This is a genomic window from Euzebyella marina, assembly GCF_003687485.1.
GTDB classification, from domain to species: Bacteria; Bacteroidota; Bacteroidia; order Flavobacteriales; family Flavobacteriaceae; genus Euzebyella; species Euzebyella marina.
This window is the reverse complement of sequence record NZ_CP032050.1, coordinates 164,520-182,921: the sequence shown is the minus strand read 5'-3', so window position 1 is coordinate 182,921 and position 18,402 is coordinate 164,520. Positions and strand designations below refer to the sequence as shown.

Genomic DNA, 18,402 nt, shown 5'->3' with positions numbered 1-18,402 from the left:
TTATTGAATAGAAGGATCAAAGTTGTCCGTATCAAATTCTACTTTGCCTTCTTAAGCCAATTACTGCACTTAGAATATCTTGCTCAGCCTTGTCATTACTCCATTCTTTCCAAAAATCAATTGTTGCACTTTGTGGTTTAATTGTTGGCTCATCTATTAATATTCTCGTAGGTAATAGAGATGAATCTCCAACAACTAAAGCTTCTCCAATATCCAAAATCGGTAATACATCTGTTAGCCCAGAAAGATTATCTGGTAATAGTCTTTTTACAACTGATTGGTCTTCTGCATTTGACAACCTTAGTGAAATGAAATTATTACATTGACTAAGAACTGTTCTGTTAACTTCTGCTGGTCTTTGACTTATAACAGTTAGACTAACACCATATTTTCTACCTTCTTTTGCAATTCTTTCAAAATTCTTTAAACCAAGTTCGGAAGCAGAATCTTGACTTGTTCTTTCGGGAATGTATAAATGAGCTTCATCACACAATAGACAAATAGGATGTCTTTTGTCATTTGCTGTCCATTGTTGAACAGTAAATACAATTCTTGCCACCAGTCCAATAACAAGTGGTAAAACGTCTGAAGGAACTTCTGAAAAATCAATAACCTTTACACCTGATTTTTGGTCATTTTGTTTAGAACCTTGCATTAACAAGTTACATAAGCTATTCATCCAGTCAATATCTAATTCGTCATTTGATATTTGAAACAAGAAACCTAATCTTTTATCTTGACTTTTAGCTTCTAACCTTTGTACAAATCTTGTTAATTTTCCATTGAAAGGTCCTGCCTTGTCTTGACCTGCTCTTGCTCCGGGAACACGTTCTTCGTCAAGATTTTTTAATTTGCTTATTACATTATCAATTTTATATGGTATTGGGCTGTCAATAGTTATAGAATCTTTAAATGTTGTGTCTCCAATTGAATCTAAAAAAGCTAATTTTTCTTCAAAGACAATTTTAGAAAAAAGCATTGCTTGATTCGGTGCATTACTGTCACTTCTATCAAGTAACATTGCTAACATTTCTTCATAAGTCAAAAGCCAATAAGGAAGCATTAAAACACTATTTTGCAGATTTCCAGTTTTTCCTAAGTCAGAGGGATTAGCAACCCGTAAATGTTGTATTCCATCGGTTTTAAAATCTTCTCCACTATATTCTCCGTGAATGTCAAAAAGTATTGAATTTGCCATTGGAAGTTTTGCAATTTGTTCAACCAATTTTGCTACGCACCAAGATTTCCCAGAACCAGTACTACCTACAACTACAGCGTGTCTTTGAAAAAGTTTGTCTCCATCTAAATACGCATCTGCATTTTCATCAATTGAGTATTTACCAAGAGAGAGAGGAATATCATAATTTTCCTTTGCTGATATCGTACGCATAAACTTTGTGATATTTTCTCCGTCAATAGGAAAACAGTTTGCTTCAATTTCAGGAACTGTATCTAAAGTTCTTTTGAATACATTTTCTTTTTGTCCGTGTTTGTCTATTAAAGTACCAATTAGGTTAACTTTTAAGATGTTTTCTGTTAGCAAAAAATTGGTTAGACCTAAATCATCGGAGACTGGATTCTCGTCATTGGATACTTTTCTCGTAATTCGGTTGATGATACCAATTAAATGTTGTCCAGCTTTTGAGCTTTTTATAGCAATTAAATGATTTACCTGCAGTTTCCTTAGCTTTTCGAGTTCTTCAACTTTTACTATTAGAGTAGAAGTGTCAACACTAAAAACGGTACCGATTTTTGTAGATTCTTCAAATTGGAATATAGCCATAGTTCTGTTTATGAAATGATTAGTTTTAAATATTCTCCTAATTCCCAGTAACTAGTATCTTCAATTACAAATTCTCCAAATTTGGAAGAGTAGATTTTGGTATTTTTAGAATTAGCCTCTTCGATAAGCAAGTACTTTTGGCATTTATTATCGATGATTGATTGTTTAGTTTTTTCAGTAAGTTCTTTAGTTATTACAATAATTGGCTTACTGTTTTTTATTTGTTCAATTAGTTTTGGTTGAACGTGAGTGTCATTAAACCCATAGCCAATACATAAAAAACCATTCGCATTTTCAATTTCAGAGTCTGCTTGTGTAAAAATTGTTCTATATGGTTCATTATGTGTCTCTGAATATTTGCTTAAGCCAGGTGTTACAATTAAAGGGCGATAGTCTTTTGGAATGCTTTGTCTTAATGGAAGTTGTATATTTTCATCTTCATTAGATTTAAACCAGTCTAACGAACCGTGAACTTTCCAAATGTTTACTTGTCCTTTATAGCCATTTAAAGAAGCTAAATTGTTGGATTGAATATTGTTTGAGAAGTGTCCAATATGACTTTGAGCATAACCACTACAGATAATAGCTTTAGAAAGACTAGTAGCATATTCAGCTAGCCTGTCATAGTTCGTTGTTATAATTGAAACTTTTTTACCTGCTGTGTCTAAGAGATATTTTAATAATTCGGCTAAGGGAAATTCAATTACTTTGTTGATGAATTTCTCGTATGCTTTTAAATCTGATTCATTGACAAGTTCCCAAGTTTTATCGACGATTTCAGCAAGTACGTTGGCTCTTAATTGAAGTTTTGTAAGTGTTGTTTCTAAATCACCAGTTTTGTCAAATTCGTCTTTAAATTTTTCAAATTGAGCTTGGTCATCAGAATTCACAAAACTTATTGAACTTTTTAAGTACTCTCCCAAAGTCCACATTGAAGGAAGTCTAAAGGGAACAGAAGCTCCGCTACCAAGTACAATTAGAGGAATATTATTTGTCCAAGTTTGTAATTGCTTTATTACAGCTTCTTCTTTTTTATCCATAATTCACGATTGCTACTGTGAGAACTTCTCTAAAACGTTTTCGTTAGCTTTATAAATATCGTAATTGCGGCATTAGCTTTTTTACGAAAATCTTCAATGAAGAGCTTTAAGGACTTCTTTTCGACCAAAAGCAAATATTAACGATGTAGGAATAAGATTTCTTTAAATTGTAGAAAAACTTATAAGAGAAAAGGATTAAAGGACGTAATACCAAAGAATTTCCCAGGAAGGAAGCCTTCCCGGAAAATCTTTGGGTGACTAAAAAGAAAGACTTAACAAAGTTTTCAGGCTCTAGAGGCCGTAATCATTGGCAATAAAATAGTCAAAAATGGGCGGTAGAGGGGCCTTGAGTTGACTGCCTTTTTGCTAAAGATTACCTGTGAGGTCATCTTTTATATGTTGGCGTACAACCCTGAAAATAAAGTAGAAGCTTTCAAAAGAGGTGAAAGTACACTTACATTTGGGGTCATAAGCATTGAGGCAAATTTACTAATAGTAAAAGCTAAAAGGTTAAGCGAAAGTTATCTAAGCATTACTAAATTAACAGTTTCGATGCGCCTAGGTCAAAATATATCAACCCCATGTTAATATATCATAACATGACATTTTTAGGAGGGAAGTTTCTCCCCAAATAAATTAAAAAACTACAGTTTACTATTTGTAAAATTCCATTCCTTAAATAGTCAAAATTTCTATTTTAGTTAAGGTCTACCGCCTGAATGGGCGCGTCGTTTTTGGCAAATAGAAAGCGTTTCTCTCCGCTAGAAGAACGGAGGATAGATGCCTGCTTGACATCTCCTTTTACGAAAAGTCCGCTTTCCGCTGGCATCATAGCGGTGAATTTGCCCCTACCATTACCTAAAAGAACCGTACCATAGCTGGCATCATTTCGTGTTGTTTCTACCTCTGCCTGATAAAGATTTCCAACAAGCAATGCATCGGCATTTCCGTCTTTATTAAAATCGTCAACCAGAATACTGTTAACCGAAGACAATTGTGCTAAAGGGTCTAACTCGTGAATTCTGAATTTGAAATCTCCCAAGTTTTCGACATATACACTGGCGAATGTTTCTGCCTGCCTATGCAACGCATTTTCAAGAGCTTCTTTACCGTACACCATTGAAAGGTCGGCCGCCCCAAACTCATTATAACTAGGGAATTTTTTCTTGATGAAAGGCATCTGATCAGAGCTGCACTGCCGCCCGCGTAAGGGGTAAAGCTTTCCCCTTTCGTAATAACTGAGTACAATATCAAGACTTCCGTTTTCATCAAAATCTTTAGCATAAACCTCGAAGGGTTCTTCTGAAGAAGCTTGATACTTGTAATTTTTCCCGAGGTTACCAGCTATAAAATCAAGGTCGCCATCGCCATCGAAATCATGCATCTTCAATCCGTACCACCAACCGGTTTGCCTGTCTAATGAGGCCTTGTTGGTGCTATTTATTAGTTGGCCGTCAACATTTTCTAAAATGGTGAGCGGCATCCATTCACCCACAACCACTAAATCAAGGTCTCCGTCTTGGTCGATATCGCCCCATTGGGCGTTAGACACCATTCCCAATCCCTTTAAAATTGGGGCGTTGGTTGCGGTAGCATTTTTAAATATGACATTTTCTTTTGTGCTTTGGTTAATCAGAAGATAACTGTCAGGGGCAAATGGATACCGACCAGGTACTGTTTTCCCACCCACAAAAAGGTCTAAGTCTCCATCGCCGTCTATGTCAGCGGGTACCACGCAAGATGCGGAGACTTGGATATTTGGTAATGCCTTGACAGCCTTCTCGAACTGACCTTTACCATTGTTGATGTACATTCGATGCTTATAATATGTATCGCCTTCAGGCGACTCATTACCTCCCGAGGCCACATACAAATCTAAATCTCCGTCTTGATCGGCATCAAAAAAAGTGGCCGCTACATCTTCATGAAAAGCGTCGGCCGCCCAAACTTTCTTAGATACTTGGATAAACGAACCATCTTCTTTTTGCAGATATAGCGCTGCGGCCTGATTATTAGCCCCTCCCACAAAGAAATCATCGAATTGATCACCGTTTACATCGGCAACGGCCAATGCAGGGCCGTTTTGCGAGTATTTATGCGGAAGCAAAATTTCCTTCTTGAAGTCGTCATAAGAGTTTTCTTGGTGTTCAAAACCCACACCGCGTAAATTTGAGGTGGCAAAAAGCGGTTCGATTTCCTCTGATTCGTCTCTTGTTTCAGAAGAATCTTCATAGTTTACAATTATCTTCTGATCGGCCTCTATCCCGTTTAAAATTTGAGAGCGCCCATCGGGCCATGTTATTTTGAGTTGGTCAATTAGTTGATGGTCACCCAAACCAAAATGAAGTTCATGGGGTACAGCAGATTGAAAGCCTCTCGAAGTATAGAGCTCTTTTACCTGGCGTAGGCCTTTTGTGGTGATCCACACTTTAGCACCTATGCCATTGGCATTGTCTTTCGGACCGCGTAGCTTAACCTTTAAAAAATGATTGGTAGAATTTTCATTGCTATTGTTTCGGTAGATCAATGCGGGATCGTTGATGTTGTTACCCACCAAATCGAGGTCGCCGTCATTGTCAAGGTCTACATAAATAGCCCCGTTGGTAGCCGTTGGGGCTAATGAATCGTTCTTAATTTCTGAAAAACTGAGACTCCCGTTGTTCGTGTAAAAGAGGTTAACCTCTTTTTTTTCTGGCATTACGGCTAGAAGGTCTTTGTAATATTTTTCAATAAGGGAATCTCGGTTGGCCAATCGATTCATATCTGCATATAATTGCTGTACTCTCTTTCTTTTGTAGATAACAAAGTCGTTATTTCGAAAGGATCTTAAAACCCCGTTTGATACGAATAGATCTTGAAGGCCATCGTTGTTCATATCAAAAAAAAGCGGAGCCCAGCTCCAATTGGTCTTTGCCAAACCAGTGATTTGAGCAACGTCAGAAAATGCTGGAACGGTACCATCATCAAGCATATTACCGTTATTCAATTGCAGGGTATTGAACATATATTGATGATGTAGACCTCTATCGACCAAATCAAAAAAGCGCTGGGGGTTCATACCGCTCATATTGGTTTTTAGGTCATAATTGTTGTTGGATACCATATCGACAGATATGAAGTCGAATCGACCATCATTATTAATATCACCAATATCATTGCCCATCGAAAAATTGCTGATATGATTGGTGGCCTGTCGTATGACCTCTTTGAACGTGCCGTTCTTTTGATTGATATAAAGATGGTCTTTTTCAGAATAGTCCATACCCACAACCATATCCGGCCAATGGTCATTATTAAGGTCTCCGACAGCAATACCCAGACCATAACCTATACTGTTATTGATTATACCGGAGGCGGCTGAAACATCGGTAAAATGCCCTGCATTGTTTTTAAAAAGTTTGTTGTTACTGTGTTTCGATTTTTGAAGAAGCAAGCGGTCGATGTTTGGCTCTGTTTCTGCTGGGTCAATACCATGATTAAGTAAAAACATATCTAAATCGCCATCTCTATCATAATCAAAGAATGCTGCTTGGGTTGAATGATCGGAAATATCTAATCCATAATCGCTCGCTCTTTCCTCGAACGTAGGCACTCCATCGCTATTGATGCCCAAGTTGATAAAGAGTTCGTTTTTTAAGAACTCAGTATCGTCATAATTGCCCGATTTGCACACATAAATATCTAAGAGCCCGTCATTATTGATATCAACGGTAGTGACCCCTGTTGAAAACCCTTTGTTGCCTGTAAGTTTGGCTTGGGCAGTAACCCTTTGAAACTGAAAACCACCCTTGTTAAGATAGATCTCATCTGGGTTAAGATTAGAGGTGAAAAATAGGTCTTGCCAGCCGTCATTATTAAAATCGCCGGCAGCGACACCCCCACCGTTATAAAGGTACTCATACAAGACTCCGTTTATGGTCGGACTTTCATTAATAAGATTGTTAAATGTTAACCCTGTAGTTTCAGGAGATAGCACCTCAAAAAGCTGAAATGAGGCGGATTGATTTTCGAGTGTAACTGACTTTTCTTTTTCTGTGGTGCAGCCGATAATAGACATTAGGCCTATTGTAATGAATAATTTAGCACTAAAGATGAAACGGTTCATTATCTTATTCTTTAAAACCTGGCAATAGTTTGGGTTTTACTTTCGGTGGTGATGTACGCGAATAGTAGCGTATTTCATAACGTTCTTGGTTTCCGGTTGATTTGAAAATTGGTTTCTGGGGCATTTTTAATGCCAGAATTTGTTCGTTCAAGACCAGAACTTGAAATTTTACGGTATCGTTGGTATTGGTGGGAGACAGAAAAAGACTGTCTTTTCCTTTAAAACCAAAATAAAAACTGCGGTAGGTTTCAAACTTTGATTCCCTCATCATACTATCCCTCGTATAGGTACAAAGGCCCCAATCATGACCTTCTTCAAGCTGCATATGCGAAAACCCGTTGTAATAGCTCATTGCCGAGTCAACTTGCCATGCCCCTATCAAATTTTCTTTATGTATTTTTTTAGGGGAACAAGAAATCAAAGCAATCAACAAAAAAGGAATCATAAAATATCTGAAACCCACTACTCTTTTCATTGCCATTACGGAAGGTTAATCTTTAGATGTTAAAGATATGGCTTCCTAGGATTTACTGATAAACACCTAGGAAGCCATAAAGTAGGTAAATTCTATGCGGATTTTCTAATAGTCCTCATTTTGAATGAGGATGCCTTCACTTTTATCTATTTCACTTTGGGGAAGCGGAAAATAGTAATGTTTAGGCTTTTCAAAAGTTCTCGGCGGATCGAACTGCCCGCGATCTTCACCGTAGATTGATACGATATCTACAATACCTGCCTTGTCCCATCGCATAAGATCTTGGTGTCTTTGGTTCTCGCCAAATAGTTCTACCCTGCGTTCATGAATTAGTTCTGGCATACCGGCATTGCTTACGGGGTCTAACCCTACACGGTTTCTAACAATATTGATTTCACTGTCTCCGGCTCCCGGACCATCTTGGCGAATTTTGGCCTCTGCAACAATTAAGTAAACATCGGCGGCCCTCAAAATTGGCACGTTATGGTCACGGTTGATAGTACCATCGTCAGTATTAAAACTCCAATATTTGGTCAATGAGTAACCGGTTTGGCTTAAATCGGCAGTAAATTCAACGGTACCGAACTCACCGCCTCTTTCAATCATGTCACCAGGTCTTAAGATAGAATAGCCTAAACGAGGGTCATCGGTTTCATATTCGTTTACAATGTCTTCCACCGGGTTGTGAAAATCCCATCCTCCCCAAGGTCTCGGTGCGTCATAAGTTTTAGGAACATCTGCCCATCCATCCAATCCTTGGGCGGCAAATAGCATTTCAGGATTATTTTCACTGGCCACCTCAAAATTATCCCTATAGTTACCGGCAAGGGCATAGGGTCCGTTTATTATGGCTTCGCCTGCACTTATGGCCGCAGCAAAGTCTTCTTCGTACAGGTATAGTTTGGCCAAAAGACCGTAGGCAGTACCTTGACTGGCCCTACCAATGTCGTCACCGCTATAACTTTCCGGAAGATAATCGATGGCCTTCAGTAAATCAGATTCTACTTGAGAGCGAACTTCTTCAATTGATGATTTGGCAATATTGAAATTGTTGTCGATAACATTTTGCTCCAATACAATCGGAACACTACCGTAAATGACCGAAAACCTCCAATAGGCAAAGGCTCGAATAAAGTGTGCTTCGCCCAAAATCCTGTTTTTCAGGGTGGCGTCCATTTCAATATTGGGTACATTGATCAATACGGCATTGGCCCTTGCAATCATTTCGTATTTGGCCGTCCAACCATAACGAAAGCCGTTGTTACTGGCGTCAAACGTAAAGTTTTCCATTGCCGTTTCGTAACCGTGGTCACCCGCCCTGAACAAGTCGTCAGAACTGTTATCAAACACATTTTCACTATGCCCATAAAGGTCTTCCCACCTTAGTGGTTGATACATGGCATTAGCTGCCGCCTCGGCGTCTTCGGCATTACGCCAGAATTCCGCAGAGGTATATTGCCCATAAGGCGTTGTTTCCAAAATCTCATCGTCACAGCTTTGAACAAGGCATATAGCTACAACAAAAGGAACCAAGTATTTATATTGATTTTTCATTTTTTCTTGCTTAAAAGGTTAAGTTAACGCCTAATAAATAGGTTCTTGATTGTGGAAACTGTGCCGTATCAACATTTTGTTGCAGGTTACCGTTGGTAAGCCCCAATTCGGGGTCGAAGCCAGAATAACCGGTGATGGTAAATACATTTTGACCTGATAGGTATAAACGGAGTTTACCGATACCGTACTTTTCGGTAATATCTAGGGGCAATGTATAACCAAGTGTCAGGTTCTTGAGCCTAAAATAGTCTCCTGATTCGATGAAAAGATCAGAGGTTCTAAAGTTATTGTTCTCATCATTGAATGTTACCCTTGGTGTGCTATTGCTAGTTCCAGGCCCTGTCCATCTATCCAATATCTCAGCATGGTAGTTGAAATTAAAAGAGCTGTTCATGCCCACGGTTTTTTCGGCATTAAAAATGTCTACTCCACCCACACCTACAAAAAAGGCGGTAAGATCAAAATTTTTGTATCCAAAGTCCAGGTTGAGACCGTAGGTAACATCAGGATGTGGACTTCCGATTATCATACGGTCATTATCGTCGATAACACCGTCGTTGTTCAAATCTTGAAAACGAACATCTCCCGGTTGGGCGCCTTCTTGTAAGGCGTGTGCATTAACTTCGGCTTCGCTTTGAAACAAACCATCTGATTTATAGCCGTAGAACGTCGCTATGGGCTCACCAATATAAGTGCGAGACAGTTCTTGTCCCGTTCTGCTGAACGGGTCGGAAGTAAGGTAATCTTGATTTTCCAAAAGGCTTACCACCTTATTGCTTATAAAGGATGCATTTGCAGAAACACCGTATGAGAAATCACCTTTTTGGTCATTCCAGCCAAGCTCTAGCTCTAAACCTTTATTCTGAACTTCTCCGGCATTTTTGAAAGGAGCCGTTGCGGTACCCTGCGAACCAATAGCCGGAAGACGTAACAGCATGTCTTCGGTATTCTTTATAAAGTAGTTGGCATTAAAAGTCAAGCGGTAATCAAAAAGACTGGTCTCTAGGCCAAAGTTGGTCATTTCTACGGTTTCCCATGTCACATCAGGGTTAGCATACGTAGATTGTGAAATGCCTTCAACCTGTACCTGCCCGTCTTGCCCGAATGAATATCGGTTTCCGGCGGTCAAGGTTGCCAAATACTGCAACCTGTCGATATTCTGGTTTCCTAATTGACCCCAACCTCCAGAGATTTTCAAGTTATCAATAAGCGGTACGTTAAAGAAAGACTCTTCCGATATTCTCCATCCTGCCGAAAATGCTGGAAAATTACCCCTCTGATTGCCCTCTGCGAACCTAGAAGATTCATCTGAGCGAAAAGTGGCAGTCAACAGATAACGATTTTTATAGCCATAGTTGACTCTAGCAAACATTGATCGAAGACCGTCATGGGAGCGAAACTCGGTAGCGTTATCGTTATCACCGTTGCTTAAAATCTTTTCGGACTCTGAGTCATTAATATTGTTGGCTTGGGCGTAGAAGCCCTGATTTTCGAACGATTGTTCTGTGTAACCCGCTACAGCACCAACTGAATGGTCTCCGAAAAGCTTATTATAGCTCAAGAAATACTCTTGTAGAATAGAATAAAATTCACTGTATTCTCTTTCCAAACTGCTCAGGCCCCTGTTTCTTGTTTGGTCAAGAATTTGGGGATAGTATCTTTTGCGGTCTGAAATTTCGCCATCTAGGCCGAAATTGGCCTTGAAGCTAAGGCCGTCATATAGCTTAATTTCCGCTTGTATATTTCCTAAAAGCCGTGTGTTGGCCTGTCGAAGGTCGTTATCTTCGTTGATAGTGTGCAGTGGGTTGTTAATATCACCAAACTCGCTACTTACCTGAGTGGTAGAATAATTACCGTCGGCAAGGTACACGGGTAGGCCTGGGTGAAACCTTAGGGCACTGGCGATAACCCCTGACTGAGATGATGAGGTATTGGGCGAGTTCGTCTTTCTTCTTGAAATCGATAGGTTTTGATTGATTTTAAGCCAATCGGTCACTTGGGTATCGGTATTCAACTGAAAAGTAAGACGGTTGGCAAACGAGTTGCTTAAAATACCTTGCTCATCGTAGTAGCCAAAACCTACTAGATAAGAACTGTTCTCTCCAGCACCTGTAACACTGAAATCTGCATTGTTGGTGTAGCCGGTCTCAAATATTTCATCTTGCCAATCAGTGGTTTGGTTAAGATATTGAGGGTCGCTCCAAACCGCATCGGCGTCGGCACCGTCATTCGCAGATCTTTCAATTTTAATTTCGGCCAATTGAGGAGCGGTCAGCACATCGATTGTCTTTCTCACATTTGAGAAACCGGTATAAGCGTTTAGGTTAATGCTCGGTTTTTGACCTTTAGTACCTTTTTTTGTGGTGATAATGACCACCCCGTTAGCCGCACGGGTACCATAGATAGCCGAGGCTGAAGCATCTTTTAAAACTTCCAGTGAGGCGATGTTATTTTGATTAAGACCGTTTATGTTACTGGTAGGAACGCCATCGACAACGTACAACGGATCTGAGTTATTTACGGTTCCTGTACCCCGAATTCTTATTTTGGTTTCTCCTCCTGGGGCACCACCATTATTGACTACCTGAACCCCAGACATTCTACCTTGAAGAGCCTTTTCAACATTGGCAACCGGAAGGTTTTCAATCTCCTCGGCCTTAACGGATGATATAGCGCCGGTAACGTCTTTTTTGGCAGTTGTACCATAACCAACCACCACTACATCTTCAAGTTGGGTAGCATCTGGTTGTAATTGAACGTTCAAGGTTTGTTGCCCATTAATCGCTACTTCTTGAGTAGCATAACCCAAATAGGAAACTACCAAGATAGCATCACTATCGGCCTCTATGGAGTAATTACCGTCAAAATCAGTGGTGACGCCTACTGAAGTACCCTTTACCTGAACGGTAGCTCCTGGTAATGGCCCCAGTTCATCGGAAACCGTGCCGGTAATGGTCTGTTGAAAGTTAATAATATTACTATCATACGATAGCCCATCTACAGGTATGGCCGCCACTATGGTAGTACCGCTGATTAGGGAACAAAATAAAAGCGCTGGTAGTATTTTCCTCTTTGTTGGAAAACCAGCGCATAAATTCCATGCATATAGGGAAGAATCGTGACCCTGATATGAAACACTCTTTTTTGATTTCATGGGAGATATTGGTTGGGGTTAGTTCTGTTGCTTCACGAAATGCCTATTGGAAGCCTTCTTTTACAATTATTTGAAAAAGAGAGGGCTACACAAGACAAATGCGTTTCTAACAAATTTACAAATGGTAAACTTTGGTAAGTTAATTGAATGTTATCAATATCTTACGAAATATTAGCCCTTGAAAATGACATTTGGCATATAGCCACAATTATGCGGTAAAATGTCATCAATTGGCAACAATAATTGTACAAAATTGACAAATTGGTAAATGAAGTAAAAATTTACCATTATGCAAGATTTATACTACGCCAAACGCAGAGAGAGTTAGGGTCTATACCATAGACTTGCCGGAGACCTTTCTATAGTAGGCCCAGAATATTCAAGTTGTAGTTCTTCGCCCAAAAAGTCTTCAAAATAATCTATCTGAATTGGATGAAATCCTTTTTTTAAGGCCACAAGCCCTTTTTTGGTTTCAGCACTATGCGATCCGCTATTGTCAACTACAAGCTCTTTATTGATATAAAGTTTGCTACCGTCATCCGATCTTAAATAAAAGGTATAGACACCATCTGAAGGCACCTTAACATACCCTTCGTACTGAATCGCATAATGGTCTAAGCGTTCGCCTATAGTGTCGGGACTCAAATCTTCAGTGGCCCCTGTTTTGATGACCTCTAATGAACCAAAGTCGGGAATGGAGGTAAAATCACCTTCGAAATACGAATAGCTCAATCCCTTTTTCGGTCTACCGACCCTACTTGCCTTCGAGGGTTTCACTTTTCGGTATTCTTTTTTTACCGCCGAACTTGTAAAGCCTTCATTATCGGCAAACAAAAATTGAGTTTCGGAAGTTTCTTTTAATACAAAGGATTTGGTGAAATTCGAAGAATTCAAATCAGGAATCTGCCCGTTAACGGTATATTTTAGCTGTAAATTCTCATAAGGATGATCTGCTGTCACGCTTAACTCCTTAAGAAATATATCTTCTTCAGTAAGCGAAATATTGACTTGAGGGTCGTCTAGGTCTATAATTTCAGTACCACTTAAAGTAAAGGCGGGTTCCATAAAAGCAGAGTCATAACCCATTTGCCATTGCATTTGTAGAGGATCCCAACCGTTTTGGTCGATCTCTGCAGCACTTTTAACTTTAAAAGTAATCTGTTTTGAAGCGCCGCTAGGTAGCTCCACCTCAAACACTGATTCATCAGGTTGAACTTGATGATGATGAAATAATTGACCTTTGAAGTACAGTGTTTCTTCTGCTTCATTCTTGAGAACCATAATTACCTTTCGCTCATTCTCTTTGGATAAAAGTAATGGGCTAAGTTCTGCTGCTTGCATTAGGTTTACGGCCATTTCTCTTGTTTGGCCATTACTTACATCGTGGTCAATAATTCCAGAAAGGGCCAGATTGGCCATTTTCGGCCCTTCAGCGGTCATGGTCACCCAACTGACATGATCGAATTCGCCAAATTTTGGGCCACGCAATTTGCTGCCTCCTCCGGTAGTTCCAAGTAAATAATGATGGCGATCATTTCTTATCTCATGAAGGTACCTGTGCGTGTGACCCGCAAATACCGTATAATCCCGATTTTTTAAAACCTCCTCAACCTCATTAAACCCATTGGCCTCACCGTAAATCCACATCGGGTGATGCATAAAAACCATTGTCCAGCGAACGTCTGTATTTTGAGAGATAGCTTCCTTCAGGTATTCTATTTGGTCTCTTCCCATTAAAACACCGTCACCATCATTACTGTTCACTACAAGAAACAAAACATCTTTGTATATAAAATGATAGTAATCCTTACCATATCTTTCTTTCCATCGTTGCGCCATTACATCGTTGGAATAGTCATGATTGCCTGCAACGTAGAAGAACTTGGTTTTTAAGGAATCGATTATACCATCAAACTCTAGCCATTGTTCATCTAAGAGATCCGGATCCTTAGTATACCCCTCAATCAGGTCGCCAACGCTCATGACGAATTCAGGATATAGTATATTTATTTTATTTAAACCATTTCCGAAAACACCCTTTCGATGGCCACCGGTGCGGTCACTTACAATGGCAAATTGAAAGTTCTCAGGGTTATTATAAAAAGGTTTATCTGACCAAGGCTTTTGATTTTCAATTGAATCATGCACAAATACCGATAGATTTTCTTGTGCATTAGTGGGTACTTGAATAACGAGTAGCCCTATAAGAAAAAGGCCTTTCAAATATGAATACATGACGGATGGTTTAAGAGCTGCAAATTATTTTCTTGACAGGAAACTTAATTTAAATATAGGTTAACTAATTACGGCCAAGGTTAGGTCAAGATTATGATTGTACAGGCAGATCAGGACAGTGACGACTTCCCCTACAAAAAAGGCTCAATCTTATCTTTAAACTCTAAAAAGTGTTCACTTAGGGCATCGTAATTGCCGGCCTGAATATATTCTTTATGAAATAACGTGCTACCGACACCGGCACCTACGGCCCCAGCTTTGAAAAATTCTTGAACATTATCCTTACTAACGCCTCCCGTAGGTAAAAGTTTGATTTTATTAAGAGGGGCCAGTACGTCTTTAATATACTTTGGGCCTAACTGCGTGGCTGGAAAAACCTTTACTGCCGAGGCCCCCAGTGACCAAGCTTTGTAAATCTCGGTAGGTGTAAAGGCTCCCGGAAATATAGGAATGTTTCTATTCACACATTCTTTGATAACTTCTGGGTCGAGAATAGGGGTAACAATAAATTGCGCACCGGCCTCCAAAGCTTTTTCAAGATCGGCTAAGTTACAAACGGTACCCGCCCCAATATTTAGGTCAGGATAATCCGCTCGAAGGGTTTTAATAATTTCACCAACTCCGTCGGTGTTCATTGTAATTTCTAAAGTGTAAAAACCACTTTTTAAGTAGGCCCCTGCAATCTTATCTATCGTTTCGAGTGAGTAACCCCTTAGAATGCCTACCAGAGGATTTTTATAGAACTTTACCCAAGAAAAAGGTTGGTCAAACATAACTTTTTAAGATTTTGAGTTGTCCTGCCAATAGCGATTTTTCCATATCGCTTGAGCTAAAGCAAGTGAGGTAATCGGCAGGAAGAATGTATGTCAACGCCAACTTGTACAATTTGGCATTGATTCCGGTAGCCCCTAAATATACTTTTTCGTACATATCGGCAATATGTGAAAGTTCGCTGCCTATAAGTAGGCCCGATAAGAAATAAAAATTCTCTACACCCGTAGAATCGTTCAAAAGGCTGTTGGCCCTGACCGAAAAGAGAGCCGACATGGCATCGTTACTAAGCGCCTTTTTGACCCCTTCGAGAAAATAGGTCTCAAATGAAGAATCCCAAGGGCTTTGCTCCAAAGAAGCTGATAGAATGCTGTGCCTACTTATAACCTCGAAAAGCTCGCCGGTCATATAGGTTTTGAAGTTTTCGAATCGGCCGTTGTTAAAGGCGATGTGCTTGGAATGGGTTCCCGGTAAGATTAAAATTCCTTTTTCATTTCTTGAAAGCAGCTCTGAAAGACCGATAGCCTGAATTTCCTCGCCGCGCATAACATCGTTTTCAGTTCTTGCTCCGGAAACCAATATAAGGTCTGGCTTTCCGTTTTCTTCCATACGAACACTGATCAAACCATCCCCATCAAAATCAACAGGAAATTTAGAATACGGTAATTCTTTCATTCCGATTGAAGATGACAACATTCCCGAAGCGATTATCGGTGTTCGGGAAGAATACGGAACCGAAATTGTATCTATCTTTTCTAAGAGGTAAGACTGAAAAAACTCTTGCCTAGATTTTTCCAGTTGTGACTTGAAGTCTTTATAATGTTTTTTAATACCCTGTTCGCTGGTGTATTGAGAAAGAACCTCTAGAGATTTGGTGTCGACCAAAAGTAGCCTAAAGTTGCTTGTTCCCCAATCACAACTGATAAAATGCGAAGGAAGTTTCATAAATGCTGCTTAACAGGTTAAAGATAACAATTAGAATAAACTGGCGACGAGTCAAAATTGCGGGCCTAATCAATAGGGTATTCACCTATATGGTATGGTCGCGTAGCAATTATATAGTACATTTAGATGCATAAACTATAAAACAACTATGAAAAATTTTCTACCCATAATTGCCCTGTTCTTTCTACTTGCAAGCTGTAAAGATGCCCCTCAAAAAAGCAAAGAGACCGATAAGGTCGAAGCAGAAAAGCCCCAAGAAAACAAAGGTTGGCAGTCGGTAACATCTGAAGATGGCACCGAGCCTATTGCAAGGCATGAAGCGGCCTTTGTACAAGTAGGCGATAAGTTCTATCTATTAGGAGGAAGAGACATTAGACCGGTAAGTATTTACCATACGCAAACAAAAAGTTGGTCACAAGGCTTAAAACCACCTATTGAATTGCACCATTTTCAGCCGGTTGTTTTTGAGGATAAAATATATATCATATCGGCTTTGACCGGAAAGTGGCCAGCGGAGACACCTACAGAACACGTATATATCTATGACCCATCAAAAGATGAATGGACCCAAGGAGACGAAATACCTGAGGACAGGAGAAGGGGCTCTACTGGCAATGTGTTGTTTGAAGACCAAATATATGTGACCTGCGGAATTAAAAATGGGCATATAGGAGACCATAAAAAGTGGATGGATCGATACGACCCTAAAACCGGCAAATGGGAAACCTTGTCAGATGCACCACGTGCCAGAGACCATTTTCAAGCCGTAGTGTCAGATGGTAAAATTTACGCACTAGCGGGGCGTAATACCGGTATCGAGCCAGAGAATCCTTTTGGTGGTACCATTGGAGAGGTCGATGTATACGATATTGAGACCGATTCTTGGGAAACACTTCCAAACCCTATACCGACAGAGAGGGCCGGTAATGCCGCTCTTTTAGTTGAAAATGAAATATGGGTTGCTGGCGGTGAATCGGCCAGCCAAGAAAAGGCTCATGAACATGTAGAGGCCCTAAACTTGGTCTCTAACGAATGGGAAGCCCTTCCAAGTCTTTTAGAGGGCCGTCATGGCACAGGCCTAATTTTGAACGAAGGCTCGGTATATGTCGCTTCAGGATGCGGCAACAGAGGAGGTTCGCCCGAATTGGCTACTATGGAAAAATATACTCCATAATCCCAAATTTTACCTTTCTATTTTCCTGATTTAATGTAATTGTATATCTAAAAACAGATTACATTTGATAGGGTTTTTGTAATTACCAAATGCTATGAAATGGACCTAAGAGACGGGGTAAAGACCGCACAGAACAAAGTTTCTTCAGAGACGAAAAAGTTGAGTTCTTTCGTGAAAGATAAGACCAAATCATTGGTCGACAGACTGGAGTCGTACGAAGATATGATCAACCTAGAAGTGGGCGACACGGGTCTGAACAGGGCCAAAGGGCTAGAACGTGAATTCGATATACGGCAGCTCTATATCAAATATGAAGGCGATAACCCGACAGGCACGCAAAAAGACCGTATCGCCTTTGCGCAGGTTTATGATGCCCTACGGCGTGATTTTGATACGGTTTCACTCGCCACCTGTGGTAATTATGGCGTTGCTGTGGCCCTGGCAGCTAATTTGGCGGGTATGCAATGCCAAATTTTTATACCTGAATCATACCATACCGAGCGGGTAGAAGAGATGAAAAATTTGGGAGCAACCATTGTGCGTATGCCAGGTAATTACGAAGATGTGGTAAAGGCGAGTAGTGATATGGCGGTTGATAAGGGCTGGTATGATGCCAACCCCGGGGGGTCGAATACCCCTCTTCAAATCAGCGCCTATTCACAGATTGCTACTGAAATTTTTGAAGATTTGGGTGATGCTCCCAAGTATTGCGCAGTGCCGGTTTCAAACGGAACTCTCTTTGCAGGCATATACAGGGGGTTTGTGAATCTTTATAAAAGAGGAAAGACTTCGCGCATACCAAAGATGGTGGCAGCCTCATCCACTAAAAAGAATCCGATTATACAATCCTTTTTACAAGGCCTTGATCATTGCCAAGATTTAGACCCCAATAGTATTAAGGAAACCAAGTATAACGAACCCCTGATCAATTGGCATAGTTTCGATGGAGAGGAGGCATTGTATGCCTTACGGGAATCGGATGGTGAAGCCTTTAATATCAGTGACCGAAAGCTTAGGGACATGACCGCATTGCTAGCGAAAAAGGAGGGTTTTCGCATTCTTCCGGCATCAACTGCCGGATTGATTGCCCTGCTTGAACTTGATGAGAAATTAAATTTTGAACCGGACAGGTTCGTAGCGGTACTGACCGCAAAAAACTAAAAGAA

Annotated in this window: 11 protein-coding genes; 2 read left to right on the top strand and 9 right to left on the bottom strand. The window is 40.2% G+C overall.

The features are described 5' to 3' along the window. Positions 1-31: 31 nt before the first annotated feature. The 9 genes from D1013_RS00780 to D1013_RS00735 all read right to left on the bottom strand — a co-directional run bounded on the left by D1013_RS00780 (position 32) and on the right by D1013_RS00735 (position 16,062). Positions 32-1,783 carry an ATP-binding protein gene (locus tag D1013_RS00780; protein WP_121847070.1) on the bottom strand — a complete coding sequence of 584 codons (1,752 nt, stop codon included), beginning with the start codon at positions 1,781-1,783 and terminating at the stop codon, positions 32-34. 8 nt (positions 1,784-1,791) lie between these two features. Next, positions 1,792-2,823, bottom strand: coding sequence for an SIR2 family protein (locus tag D1013_RS00775; protein WP_121847069.1), 1,032 nt, complete (start codon positions 2,821-2,823; stop codon positions 1,792-1,794). 697 nt (positions 2,824-3,520) lie between these two features. Beyond that, positions 3,521-6,928, bottom strand: a complete 3,408-nt coding sequence (locus D1013_RS00765; protein ID WP_121847067.1) for a VCBS repeat-containing protein — start codon at positions 6,926-6,928, stop codon at positions 3,521-3,523. Between the two features lie 4 nt (positions 6,929-6,932). Beyond that, positions 6,933-7,409: a hypothetical protein gene (locus D1013_RS00760; RefSeq protein WP_121847066.1), complete on the bottom strand. Its 477-nt coding sequence runs from the start codon at positions 7,407-7,409 to the stop codon at positions 6,933-6,935. A gap of 99 nt (positions 7,410-7,508) precedes the next feature. Then, complete coding sequence (locus D1013_RS00755) at positions 7,509-8,957, bottom strand: RagB/SusD family nutrient uptake outer membrane protein (RefSeq protein ID WP_121847065.1); 1,449 nt, start codon at positions 8,955-8,957, stop codon at positions 7,509-7,511. Positions 8,958-8,967: 10 nt separating this feature from the next. Then, complete coding sequence (locus D1013_RS00750; RefSeq protein ID WP_121847064.1) at positions 8,968-12,111, bottom strand: SusC/RagA family TonB-linked outer membrane protein; 3,144 nt, start codon at positions 12,109-12,111, stop codon at positions 8,968-8,970. A gap of 324 nt (positions 12,112-12,435) precedes the next feature. Beyond that, positions 12,436-14,346 (bottom strand): PA14 domain-containing protein, encoded by a 1,911-nt coding sequence (locus tag D1013_RS00745; RefSeq protein WP_121847063.1) that lies wholly within the window; start codon positions 14,344-14,346, stop codon positions 12,436-12,438. A 131-nt stretch (positions 14,347-14,477) separates the two neighbouring features. Further along, positions 14,478-15,119 carry a bifunctional 4-hydroxy-2-oxoglutarate aldolase/2-dehydro-3-deoxy-phosphogluconate aldolase gene (locus D1013_RS00740; protein ID WP_121847062.1) on the bottom strand — a complete coding sequence of 214 codons (642 nt, stop codon included), beginning with the start codon at positions 15,117-15,119 and terminating at the stop codon, positions 14,478-14,480. Beyond that, the gene (locus tag D1013_RS00735) at positions 15,112-16,062 is read right to left on the bottom strand and encodes a 2-dehydro-3-deoxygalactonokinase (RefSeq protein WP_121847061.1); all 951 of its coding nucleotides are present in this window, start codon (positions 16,060-16,062) and stop codon (positions 15,112-15,114) included. The genes D1013_RS00740 and D1013_RS00735 overlap by 8 nt, the downstream gene beginning before the upstream one ends. A gap of 148 nt (positions 16,063-16,210) precedes the next feature. Here D1013_RS00735 and D1013_RS00730 point away from each other — a divergent pair, with 148 nt between their 5' ends. Both D1013_RS00730 and D1013_RS00725 read left to right on the top strand, forming a co-directional pair. Next, a complete protein-coding gene (locus D1013_RS00730; protein ID WP_121847060.1) occupies positions 16,211-17,236 on the top strand; it encodes a Kelch repeat-containing protein in 1,026 nt (341 codons plus the stop codon). Between the two features lie 99 nt (positions 17,237-17,335). Then, the gene (locus D1013_RS00725; RefSeq protein WP_121847059.1) at positions 17,336-18,397 is read left to right on the top strand and encodes a pyridoxal-phosphate dependent enzyme; all 1,062 of its coding nucleotides are present in this window, start codon (positions 17,336-17,338) and stop codon (positions 18,395-18,397) included. Positions 18,398-18,402: the final 5 nt, after the last annotated feature.

What these genes read in the sequence shown, in the direction of transcription:
- D1013_RS00780 (WP_121847070.1), bottom strand. Translation starts at nt 1,783, where the DNA reads ATGGCTATATTCCAATTTGAAGAATCTACAAAAATCGGTACCGTTTTT.
- D1013_RS00775 (WP_121847069.1), bottom strand. Translation starts at nt 2,823, where the DNA reads ATGGATAAAAAAGAAGAAGCTGTAATAAAGCAATTACAAACTTGGACA.
- D1013_RS00765 (WP_121847067.1), bottom strand. Translation starts at nt 6,928, where the DNA reads ATGAACCGTTTCATCTTTAGTGCTAAATTATTCATTACAATAGGCCTA.
- D1013_RS00760 (WP_121847066.1), bottom strand. Translation starts at nt 7,409, where the DNA reads ATGGCAATGAAAAGAGTAGTGGGTTTCAGATATTTTATGATTCCTTTT.
- D1013_RS00755 (WP_121847065.1), bottom strand. Translation starts at nt 8,957, where the DNA reads ATGAAAAATCAATATAAATACTTGGTTCCTTTTGTTGTAGCTATATGC.
- D1013_RS00750 (WP_121847064.1), bottom strand. Translation starts at nt 12,111, where the DNA reads ATGAAATCAAAAAAGAGTGTTTCATATCAGGGTCACGATTCTTCCCTA.
- D1013_RS00745 (WP_121847063.1), bottom strand. Translation starts at nt 14,346, where the DNA reads ATGTATTCATATTTGAAAGGCCTTTTTCTTATAGGGCTACTCGTTATT.
- D1013_RS00740 (WP_121847062.1), bottom strand. Translation starts at nt 15,119, where the DNA reads ATGTTTGACCAACCTTTTTCTTGGGTAAAGTTCTATAAAAATCCTCTG.
- D1013_RS00735 (WP_121847061.1), bottom strand. Translation starts at nt 16,062, where the DNA reads ATGAAACTTCCTTCGCATTTTATCAGTTGTGATTGGGGAACAAGCAAC.
- D1013_RS00730 (WP_121847060.1), top strand. Translation starts at nt 16,211, where the DNA reads ATGAAAAATTTTCTACCCATAATTGCCCTGTTCTTTCTACTTGCAAGC.
- D1013_RS00725 (WP_121847059.1), top strand. Translation starts at nt 17,336, where the DNA reads ATGGACCTAAGAGACGGGGTAAAGACCGCACAGAACAAAGTTTCTTCA.